The 10437-nt window shown below is 45.1% G+C and carries 12 protein-coding genes and 1 pseudogene; 9 read left to right on the top strand and 4 right to left on the bottom strand.

The features are described from left to right. Positions 1 to 270, bottom strand: a pseudogene (locus EYR97_RS21650) (signal recognition particle-docking protein FtsY); the annotation flags it as partial. Positions 271 to 336: 66 nt separating this feature from the next. On the opposite strand from EYR97_RS21650, the gene rsmD reads away from it, so the two are divergent. Next, positions 337 to 1008, top strand: a complete 672-nt coding sequence (gene rsmD / locus EYR97_RS21645; protein WP_131095834.1) for a 16S rRNA (guanine(966)-N(2))-methyltransferase RsmD — start codon at positions 337 to 339, stop codon at positions 1006 to 1008. 52 nt (positions 1009 to 1060) lie between these two features. Here the strand turns inward: rsmD and EYR97_RS21640 are convergent, their stop codons facing one another. Further along, a complete protein-coding gene (locus EYR97_RS21640) occupies positions 1061 to 1639 on the bottom strand; it encodes a YjaG family protein (RefSeq protein ID WP_131095833.1) in 579 nt (192 codons plus the stop codon). Further along, a complete protein-coding gene (locus tag EYR97_RS21635) occupies positions 1640 to 2242 on the bottom strand; it encodes a YhgN family NAAT transporter (RefSeq protein ID WP_131095832.1) in 603 nt (200 codons plus the stop codon). Positions 2243 to 2595: 353 nt separating this feature from the next. Between EYR97_RS21635 and EYR97_RS21630 the strand changes: the two genes are divergently transcribed. Continuing rightward, entirely contained in the window at positions 2596 to 2778 is a 183-nt protein-coding gene (locus EYR97_RS21630) for a helix-turn-helix domain-containing protein (RefSeq protein WP_131095831.1), read from the top strand. A 137-nt stretch (positions 2779 to 2915) separates the two neighbouring features. On the opposite strand, the gene pepB is transcribed toward EYR97_RS21630, so the two are convergent. After that, positions 2916 to 4199, bottom strand: coding sequence for an aminopeptidase PepB (pepB, locus tag EYR97_RS21625; RefSeq protein ID WP_131095830.1), 1284 nt, complete (start codon positions 4197 to 4199; stop codon positions 2916 to 2918). 183 nt (positions 4200 to 4382) lie between these two features. On the opposite strand from pepB, the gene sfsA reads away from it, so the two are divergent. The 7 genes from sfsA (at position 4383) to panC (ending at position 10382) form a co-directional block, all read left to right on the top strand. Further along, positions 4383 to 5084 (top strand): DNA/RNA nuclease SfsA, encoded by a 702-nt coding sequence (gene sfsA, locus EYR97_RS21620; protein ID WP_131095829.1) that lies wholly within the window; start codon positions 4383 to 4385, stop codon positions 5082 to 5084. A 223-nt stretch (positions 5085 to 5307) separates the two neighbouring features. Further along, the gene (gene dksA / locus EYR97_RS21615) at positions 5308 to 5757 is read left to right on the top strand and encodes an RNA polymerase-binding protein DksA (RefSeq protein ID WP_131095828.1); all 450 of its coding nucleotides are present in this window, start codon (positions 5308 to 5310) and stop codon (positions 5755 to 5757) included. 63 nt (positions 5758 to 5820) lie between these two features. Then, the gene (gluQRS, locus tag EYR97_RS21610) at positions 5821 to 6741 is read left to right on the top strand and encodes a tRNA glutamyl-Q(34) synthetase GluQRS (RefSeq protein WP_242635159.1); all 921 of its coding nucleotides are present in this window, start codon (positions 5821 to 5823) and stop codon (positions 6739 to 6741) included. A 98-nt stretch (positions 6742 to 6839) separates the two neighbouring features. After that, positions 6840 to 8156, top strand: a complete 1317-nt coding sequence (gene pcnB, locus EYR97_RS21605; RefSeq protein WP_131095827.1) for a polynucleotide adenylyltransferase PcnB — start codon at positions 6840 to 6842, stop codon at positions 8154 to 8156. Next, complete coding sequence (folK, locus tag EYR97_RS21600; RefSeq protein WP_131095826.1) at positions 8149 to 8646, top strand: 2-amino-4-hydroxy-6-hydroxymethyldihydropteridine diphosphokinase; 498 nt, start codon at positions 8149 to 8151, stop codon at positions 8644 to 8646. Before pcnB ends, folK begins: the two co-directional genes overlap by 8 nt. 74 nt (positions 8647 to 8720) lie before the next feature. Continuing rightward, positions 8721 to 9515 carry a 3-methyl-2-oxobutanoate hydroxymethyltransferase gene (panB, locus tag EYR97_RS21595; RefSeq protein WP_131095825.1) on the top strand — a complete coding sequence of 265 codons (795 nt, stop codon included), beginning with the start codon at positions 8721 to 8723 and terminating at the stop codon, positions 9513 to 9515. Positions 9516 to 9527: 12 nt separating this feature from the next. Next, positions 9528 to 10382, top strand: coding sequence for a pantoate--beta-alanine ligase (gene panC, locus EYR97_RS21590; protein WP_131095824.1), 855 nt, complete (start codon positions 9528 to 9530; stop codon positions 10380 to 10382). Positions 10383 to 10437: the final 55 nt, after the last annotated feature.

Genomic DNA, 10437 nt, shown 5'->3' with positions numbered 1-10437 from the left:
CGCCTCTGCTTCGGCCTTAGCTTGAGCTTCTGCTTCGGCCTTAGCTTGAGCTTCTGCTTCGGCCTTAGCTTGGGCTTCTGCTTGCGCTCTAGCTTGCGCCTCTGCTTCCGCCTTAGCTTGAGCTTCTGCTTCGGCCTTGGCTTGGGCTTCTGCTTCCGCTTTAGCTTGGGCTTCTGCTTCGGCCTTAGCTTGAGCTTCTGCTTCGGCCTGTTGTACTTTTTCTTTCTCTGCTTTTTTGTTCTTATTGAACCAGCCAAAAAGTTTCGACATTGTTAGGACAAATCCTTATAAATTCTTAGCAAATTCGGCTACACTTGCCGCCTATTGTATGAACGCATGATACCATTGTCAGCCACTATGAAGCGAGTTTCTCGCCCTTCTCGGGCACCATCTTCTACAAAAAAACGTCAATCGGCAAAAAATGCCAGTGGGCGTGTCGTTAATGCGACTGGTCAAATTAGAATTATCGGCGGTCAATGGCGTGGAAGAAAGCTACCAGTACTCAATGCCGAAGGGTTAAGACCAACCACAGACAGAAACAAAGAAACCTTGTTTAATTGGCTCATGCCATACGTAAGTGACGCACGCTGCTTAGATGTTTTTGCGGGCTCTGGTGGCTTAGGGCTCGAGGCCCTGTCTCGCTATGCAGCCCATTGTGATTTTATTGAGCTCGACAAACAAGCTAGCCAGCAACTCATTAAAAATATTACAACCTTGAAGTTAGCTGACGATAGTAGTGCCCGTGTTCATCAGGGTGACGCCCTGAGTGTATTGAAAGAGCTTGGTAGCACTGCATTTGATATTGTGTTTGTGGATCCGCCTTTTGGAAAAGGCCTGGTTGCTCCTACGCTTAACGCACTTGATACACGCCAATACGTAAAAGCAGGTAGTGTTATCTATTTGGAGCACGAGAGTACGCTTACAACTCCACCGTTACCGGATAATTGGAAAATCGTAAAAGAAAAGAAAACCAGTTCGCTGGCTTACATGCTTATTGAAGTAAGTTGAAGGTCGAATTGACCTTCAACTTTACGCCCACACTTTAACGGTTGAAACCGAACTAGAGTTCTAATCCAATATTCGAAATTCCCGCTTCAAGCGCGAGTTGTTTCATTTCATCAACGGCTTTTGCAGGATATTTTGCTTGTTCTACAAAATCGAGTAGCTCGTTTTGAACCTCAACTTCAAACTCCATTAGAGGGTGCGTTTTTACCGTTTCATCGCTCGCTTCTTCAGTGGCCAGTAAATACGCTTCAACACTGCCTTGTGATAACTTGCTGATGACAACCGCTCCTTGAGGATCATCTCCAGCCAGCAAATTAAGCAAACAGGCCAAGCCAATCGCCGCATCAATTGCTGGGTATACGCCATAGTTGTCAAACTCGCTGGTATCAGGTGTTGCAACTTCAACTTTTTCTAATTGCACACCCACATTGAATTTGCTCTTCGGCGATTTCAATGACTCCCAAACAAGGTTCAGACAATTGCGTAATGCTTGTGCATCACCACTTTCCGTCAATTCACAAAAAAGCGTGTAATTTGGCAACATCCGTTCTAACAGCGCTGCGCCAAAGGCTAATGCTTTCCACCCTTCAAGCGCGCGAACACGCCCAAACGTATTTAATTTTTGTTTCGCCATTTACAGTGCTCCAGTGGCCTGCATGAAGTATTGAGTTACGCCATCTAATAACATCTGAATGGCAATCATGACCAGAATCATACCCATTAATCGCTCCATGGCAACTAATCCACGCTCACCTAGTATTTTGTGGAACACGTTGGAGAACATTAAAATTACCGCACTAATTGACCACGAGGCTGCCAATGCAATTGACCAGTCAGTCATTCTGTCTGGTGCTTGATTTGCTAGCAGAATAAGTGCTGCTAGGGTTGATGGGCCTGCGATCATAGGAATGGCAAGAGGAACCAAAAATGGCTCTTCACCTACCGCTAGCCCGCTGGGATTTCCCGAAGAGGGAAATATCATTTTTAATGCGATCAAAAACAGAATTATACCACCGGCGATACTGACTGTTTCTTGTTCTACATTTAAGAAATTTAGAACTGATTGACCACTAAATAAGAAGAGAAACAGGATACCCAACGCAAATAATAACTCTCTAATCAGAATTATTTGACGTCTTTTGGGTTCAATAGATTTCAAAACCGACATGAACACAGGCAAATTCCCCAATGGATCCATGATCAGAAATAGCATGATCGCGGCAGACCAAGTATCCATAGTAATTTTTCCTTCAATGTTAGGTATAAAAAGACGTGAACTTGCAGAACCCGCAATGGTAAACCAAGCCAAGCAATGAAAAAACACCTATTCACATGAATTGCTATAAAAATAGTACATTGGCAGTCATTCAAAATTAGGCTTAACTATTAAAATCTATAGCATGTTGAACTTTGCGGTTGAAACCTATTCAAAAGACTCGTGCTTATGGACACAAATTGTTAAGGATTATCTTTTGCGCTTTGTACGCCTTTTGGATAATGTTTATTAACAAGCATTTTTGATGTAATACGTTTCAGTATTTGTCCGCAAATTGAAAACAATAAACAAAACTAACAAGTGGAAATAAAACAATGAGTTTAATGACGGTTAAAGAGGTAGCTTCATTCTTAGGAGTTCAAGAAGTTCGCGTAGAACGTTTAGAGCGAGAAAGCCTCTTGGTGTCTAAAGATAAAGATACTGATGGCAACCCGCTGTTTGATAGCGGTGATGTTGAGCGCTACAAACAATTGGCTGAGCGCTTAGGCGGATTGTAACGTTTCGCGATAAACTTTAATAAATTAAGGTTTAGTCAACTATAGCCTTACAACACCTTAACAATATAAAAAGCACAACAATGAACCTTGTATTGTTGTGCTTTTTAGATGAACTGCTGGAAGGCCTAGAGCTTGTTTTAGGCTTTATAGTCTTTAAGCATGCGCGCGATACTGCGTATGCCTTTTGCTGTTGCCCCTACCGGCATTTCTGCCGTAGCTCCACCATGATAAGCGGCTGCTAAATCTAGATGCACCCATCCTTGTGGCTTCACGAAGCGAGAGAGAAATCCTGCCGCATTTGATGCACCGCCACCGCCACCACCTTTCATTGGACGGCTGTTTGCCGTATCAGCAAACGCTGAGGGGCATCGTTCTGCGTGAAAGGCTTCTAGTGGTAATGGCCAAAAGCGTTCATTTTCAGCCTTAGCCGCCGCAAGCATTTGCTCTCTTGCACTGTCATCAAGCGAGAACACGCCGTGATAATCTGAACCTAGTGCGACTACAGCAGCACCGGTTAGCGTTGCTGCGTCAATTATTAGCGGTGCGCCAGTTTCAGTTGCTGCCATTAGTCCGTCGGCGAGAACAAGTCGTCCTTCCGCATCGGTATTTACCACTTCCACCGTAACGCCATTTTTGTATGTGAGCACGTCGCCTAACTTATACGCATGACCACTAATGAGGTTTTCCGCACAACACAGAATAAGTTGAATACGCTTTTGAATACCTTGTGATATGGCCAGCCCCAGTGCACCTGTCACTGTGGCAGCACCGCCCATGTCACACTTCATATCCAGCATACCTTCGCTTGATTTTATGCTGTAGCCGCCACTGTCAAATGTTATGCCTTTGCCCACAAGTACCGCATCCACAGGCGCGTCAGCATTTCCTGTTGGGTTGTAATCCAGTACTAACATCGCAGGTGGACGCTCGCTACCTCGCCCTACATTATAAATGCCAATCCAACCTTGCTCTTTTAGCGCTTCACCAACAGTCATAGAGTATGACACCTTGTCACCGCCAAGCGACGAAAGCCACTGTGCTGCGCGCTGCGCCAATGTTTCCGGGCTCAAATCTTCTGGTGTTTCATTAACTAATTGGCGAGTAAACAACAATGCCGTATATTCCTGCTCTAATGTGGCTTTGTCTGCTGTCTCTGCCCACTTGATAGCAGCGGGTTTGCGTGCACGGGTAAAGCTCAATGCAAATGCCCATTGCTGCTCTTTATGCCACTCTCCTACCAACGTGACTTCAGGGAGGTTGAGACCATCTAGCTTTCTCGCCGCCTGCTGAATTAAAGACTCATTTAGTTCATTGTCGGGCAAATGGATCGTGGCTCCAGTCTCGGTGAAAGAGAGCTTTGCATTCTCTCCCCAAACAGACTGTGCGCTATTTCTAGAAAGACTGACGGTAAATTCTGCCATTGGGTTTCAATCCTTATTCGTTTTTCATTTATCGGTTATCAATAACCGTATTTGCTGATATGCAATATTTCGATGCAATTTTGCATTCGTTGGTTTGCCTGTTAACCTAATCCGATACCTTAAACATTAAGGTTAACAAATCTAAAACTCGTTTTTCGCTACTTCTCTCATGTAAGGAGAGTCATGAAGTTCTCACCCCCACTTGTACGCGGTACGTTAGTAAAAAGATACAAACGTTTTCTTGCTGATGTCACGCTAGAAGATGGTTCCATTGTAACCGCCCACTGCCCGAATACTGGTGCGATGACGGGCTGCGCAGAACCTGGGTATACGGTATACCTAAGTGAATCGGATAACCCCAAACGAAAATTAAAATATACGTGGGAACTGGCCAAAACCTTCGATGATCACTTTATCGGTATCAACACCCACAATGCTAACAAACTGGTGGCGGAAGCACTGGATAACAAGGTGCTCGACGAATTTTCTCACATTGATACGTGGAAAGCAGAAGTAACACCACCAACCGCGAATAGCCGTTTTGATTTTGCCCTGACACATCAGGCTGCAACCGAGTATTTGGAAGTTAAGTCAGTAACGCTGCGCGATGCTGACAAGGGTTATTTTCCCGATGCTGTTACACAGCGCGGCGCGAAACACTGCCTTGAACTGGCAAGACTGGCTCAAAGCGGTATTAAAACCAGTTTGTTATTTTGCGTTCAACACACCGCGATAACATCCGTTCATATTGCCAAGCACATTGATCCAAACTATGCACAAAGCGTAAAGACAGCCGCAGATGCAGGTGTCGCTATTTTGGCGGCACGGTGTACAATAGATGAACAAAAAATCATTTTAAATCAATCACTCCCAGTATTTTTGTAAAAAACGAGGTTGAATTTTTTCAATTTAGCGCCATATTTGCGCCTTGTTTTAGTGGGAGAACGCACTAATGCGTTTGCTGGTAGCCGGCTGGCTAAAGTACAAGTAAATTAATACCAGCATAATAATTACATAGACACGACTGATTGCCTGAAGTTACCGAGTCTGTTATAGATATCGGTCCGAGTAGGACAAGATGGATGTCGTAGTGTAGGAGATGTGGCACATGCCAACAGGAAAAGAAACAAAATCCCTAGGACTATTAGCGCTGGCAGGTCTGCAGCCGTACGAAGCAAAACCTGACGAAGAGTACATGGGCGAGCCCCAAATGGAACACTTCCGTCTGCTGCTTAAAGCATGGCGTAACCAGCTTCGTGAAGAAGTTGATCGTACGGTAACACACATGAAGGATGAAGCAGCAAACTTCCCTGACCCTGTAGACCGTGCAGCTCAAGAAGAAGAGTTCAGCCTAGAGTTACGTACACGTGACCGTGAGCGTAAGCTAATAAAGAAAATTGAGAAAACGCTTAAGCGAATTGAAGAAGACGATTTTGGTTTCTGCGATCAGTGCGGAATTGAAATTGGTATTCGTCGCTTAGAAGCTCGTCCTACAGCAGACTTGTGTATTGACTGTAAGACTATGGCTGAAATCAAAGAAAAACAACTTCAAGGTTAATTTTAACTACCTTAAAGTGAGTTTGATTAGAAAGCCTCATCCCAAATGGTGGGGCTTTTTATTATGATGCGTGAAAATTATGTTGGGCGCTTTGCCCCTTCCCCTTCTGGACAACTGCATTTCGGTTCGCTTGTAACCGCCGTCGCCAGCTATCTTGATGCCAAGCATAACAAAGGCAAATGGCTTCTTCGCATGGAAGATATCGACGAGCCACGGTGTATCTCTGGCGTCGACAGAGATATTCTCCATACGTTAGAGCAGCACGGTCTTTGCTGGGACGGCGAAGTTATCTATCAAACCCAACATCACCCCCGCTATCAAAGTATTGTTGACGAACTTATCGACAAGCAGCGTGCCTATTTGTGCACTTGTACGCGAAAAGAAATCAAAGCCATGGGCGGGCAATACAACGGCCATTGTCGCGTCCGAACCATCCCTCGACAAACACCTGGTAGCGCGGTGAGACTGAGACTTGATGAGCACTTATCGCCATTTGACGACCTCATTATGGGCAAGTTTGAACTACACGAGGCTAACTGCATAGCGGAAGACGTAGTGCTAAAGCGTCGTGATGGCCTTTTCTCTTATAACTTAGTTGTTGTACTTGATGATGTGTTCCAACAAGTGAATCATGTTATTCGCGGTTGCGACTTAATTGACGTTACACCACTTCAGCGCTGTGTGTATAAGGCGCTAGGCTATGAAGCACCTACTTATGGCCATGTGCCTGTGGCTTCGATAACTCCTGGAAGAAAACTCAGCAAGCAAAATCATGCCGCCCCCATCGATAATAAATTTGCCAAAGATAATTTAGTGAAAGCAATGCGCTTTTTGGGTTTTGATTTCCCCGAAGATAATGAATTTGACAGCGTTGCATCATTGCTCGATAGTGCTATTTCAATGTGGGATAGGAAAAAAGTGCTGAAAACACCCGAAATTATTGTTCCACAACATGAATCCACTTATTATATCCAACCTTTATAGTTTGCGGAGATACCATCATCATTCATCGTGTTTTTAAATCTGTGAAACGGGCTTTTGCGAAAGAGAGCGCGTCTAGCAGTGCTTTAAAGCCAAGAACCATGACACGGGGCGAACACGGTATCTCTCGAGAAGATATCAGTGATAACGCCTTAAAAGTAATGTACCGCCTAAATGGGGCCGGTTTTGAATCTTACTTAGTGGGCGGCTGCGTACGCGATATTTTGATGGGGTATGAGCCCAAAGATTTCGATGTTGTTACCAATGCAACACCAGAGCAAATTAAGGGGCTTTTTAAAAATTGCCGCCTAATAGGCCGCCGTTTTCGCTTGGCGCATATCGTGTTTGGTCGCGACATCATTGAAGTAGCTACATTTCGCGGTCATCACCAAGAAACGGATGAAGACGACACGGTTCCTAAAGGCAAAGCCATTGCTAAACGCGATGCTCATGGTCAACTTGTGCGCGATAACGTCTTTGGCACCATTGAAGAAGATGCTGAACGCCGTGATTTTACTTTTAATGCCATGTATTACAACGTGGCAGACTTTACCGTTAAAGATTTCGCCAATGGTTTAAATGCCATAGAAAAGCGCGAAGTTGCTTTAATTGGCGATCCAGAAACCCGTTATCGAGAAGACCCAGTTCGCATGCTTAGGGCTGTTCGATTTGCAGTTAAACTGTCGATGCACATTGAAAAGACAACCGCTGCGCCAATCAAACAACTCGCTAACCTGTTGCAAAATATTCCACCAGCGCGACTTTTCGAAGAAACACTAAAGTTGTTTCTATCGGGAAAAGGTGAAGAAACCTTTTTAATGCTAAGAGAATATGGGCTTATCGAGCCGCTTTTCCCGCAACTTGCGCCATTCTTAAAAGATGAAAATAGCCGCGAGATGCAATTTGTAAGACGGGTTTTAGCCAATACCGACGAGCGAATTAATAGCAATCAACGGGTAACGCCAGCCTTTTTATACGCTGCTTTGCTGTGGTATCCAGTGGAAGAGCATTCACAGCGCTTACAATCTGAGTCTGGCCTCAATGCCCATGACGCATTTAATATCGCTTCAGGTGATGTAATTGCACGTCAAACTCAGCGCATAATGATTCCAAAGCGCTTTTCAACAGTTATCCGTGACATTTGGATTTTACAACAGCGTTTGCCAAAACGTTTTGGCCGCCGTGCCTTTCAGCTGCTTACTCACCCTAAGTTTAGAGCTGGATACGACTTCCTTCTGGTGCGCGGGCAAATTGAAGGCGGTGATTTATTAGAGCTGGCCCAATGGTGGACCCATTTCCAACATGCAGAAAACGGTAAACAAAAAGCTATGCTCAACGCCTTAAGGCGTAATGAAGGCGGGAAGGGTGCGCCCAAAAAACGCAAGCGCCGTCCAGTAAAGAGAGATTCTGATGCCTAAAGAGCACGTATACATAGGCGTGGGCAGTAACCTAGGTAACAGCACCAATACAGTTAAAAATGCATTTAATGCCATTGGTAACATAGAAAACACCCGCGTTTTAAAAACATCGTCGCTGTATTGCAGTAAACCAATGGGCCCGCAAGACCAGCCCGACTATATCAACGCTGTGTGCTTAATTGAAACCTCGTTGAAGCCACATGGCCTATTAAAGCAACTACAACGTATAGAGCTAGAAGAAGGTCGAGAGCGCAAAGGCGAGCGCTGGGGGCCACGCACGCTAGATTTAGATATTTTGCTATATGGCAATGAAACCATCGACACCGCCGATTTAACCGTACCTCATTCTGGTATGGCGGCTCGCGAATTTGTGATGGTACCTTTGTTTGAGATAGCGCCTGATTTAGTGATGCAAGATGGCAAGCCTATTGCGCAATGGGTCGCCAACTGTTCTCTTGATGGGCTTCGTCGCCTGCGCACTTCCAATTAGCGGCAAAATCCGTATAGTTCGCCACACAATATCAATATTTGATAGCTATTTCGTAACCTAATCGGGAACATGTGATGAAGAAAGTGACCGTTTCAGGCTTGCTTAAAAAGAAGCAAGCTGGAGAAAAAATTACTTCACTAACTGCCTATGATGCAAGCTTTGCAAAAATGTTTGACGAGCAAGGCGTTGACGCTATTTTGATTGGCGATTCGTTGGGTATGGTTTTACAAGGTGAGGACGATACACTTCCTGTCACTGTTGACGATATTGCCTACCACACTCGCAGTGTTCGCAAAGGTACAGCACGCGCTTTTGTTATCGCAGATATGCCGTTTATGTCCTATGCCACACCAGAGCAGTCGTATTCAAACGCTGCTACGCTAATGGCGGCTGGGGCAAGCATGGTTAAAATGGAAGGTGGTCGTTGGTTGTGCGAAACGATAGCGGGTTTAAACCTACGTGGTGTGCCTGTGTGTGGCCACTTAGGGTTAACGCCACAATCGGTACACGTTTTTGGTGGTTTTAAAGTACAGGGGCGCGAGCAGAGCCAGGCCGACAAGTTACTGGAAGAAGCGAAAGCGCTTGAAGCTGCAGGTATTCAACTTCTTGTGCTTGAGTGCGTACCCGCCTCATTGGGTAAAGCCGTTAGCGAAGCCTTGTCTATACCAGTTATCGGTATTGGCGCAGGTAAAGATACTGACGGGCAAATTTTGGTAATGCACGATATGTTTGGGATCAGCGCAAACTACATGCCGAAATTCTCTAAAAACTACCTCACAGAAACAGGTGATATGCGCAAAGCCGTGGCATTGTATATTGAAGAAGTACAAAACGGCGTATTCCCCTCACAAGAACACAGCTTCGAATAAGAAAGGGCGATTATGAAAGTTGTTGATAGTATTGCTTCATTACGCGCGTTAATTGGCGAATGGAAACGCCAAGGAAGTAGTGTTGGTTTTGTTCCAACCATGGGTAATTTGCACGACGGTCACTTAAAGTTGGTTAAGCGCGCTAAAGCCCATAACGACAAAGTCATCATAAGTATATTTGTAAACCCTATGCAATTTGGTGCCAATGAAGACTTAGATGCTTACCCTCGTACCATTGAAGATGATAAAGCCAAACTGATTGGCGAAGGCGCTGATGCCGTATTTCTTCCCAGTGTACAGGATATGTACCCCGCTGGTCTCGACGTGCAAACCTTCGTTGAAGTGCCCGGTATATCAGATGTGCTTTGCGGCGCGAGCCGCCCGGGGCATTTTCGCGGTGTAGCAACCGTGGTGAACAAGCTTTTTAACATGGTGCAGCCAGACGACGCGTTTTTTGGTGAAAAAGACTTTCAACAACTTCAAGTTATTCGCACTATGGTACGTGACCTCTCAATGGCAGTAACGGTTCACGGCGTACCCACCGAGCGCGAAGCATCTGGTTTGGCAATGAGCTCTCGTAACGGATACCTCTCGACTGAGGAAAAGGCAAAAGCCAGCTTGATTTATCAAGCGATGCAGAAAATGAAGCTTGCCATCGAACAAGGCGATACAAACTTTGCCGATATCGAAAATAGCGCCATAAGCGAACTAGAAAAAGAAGGCTTTAAGAACGATTACATTAAAGTTGTTAACGCACAAACATTTATGCCCGCAGCGGCAGATGACAAGCAACTTGTCATTGTGGTTGCGTTGTTTATGGGTACAACACGCCTTATCGATAACTTACAAATTACACGTGAAGTATAGCCATGTATAACGGCTCGTGTACTCGAGGTTAGTGTTTAAAAGGCGAACAAAAAAA

It is taken from the genome of Alteromonas sp. KUL42, from assembly GCF_006538325.1.
Classification (GTDB): Bacteria; Pseudomonadota; Gammaproteobacteria; order Enterobacterales; family Alteromonadaceae; genus Alteromonas.
The sequence above is the reverse complement of the archived record's forward strand: the minus strand, read 5'-3'. Positions and strand labels throughout refer to the sequence as shown.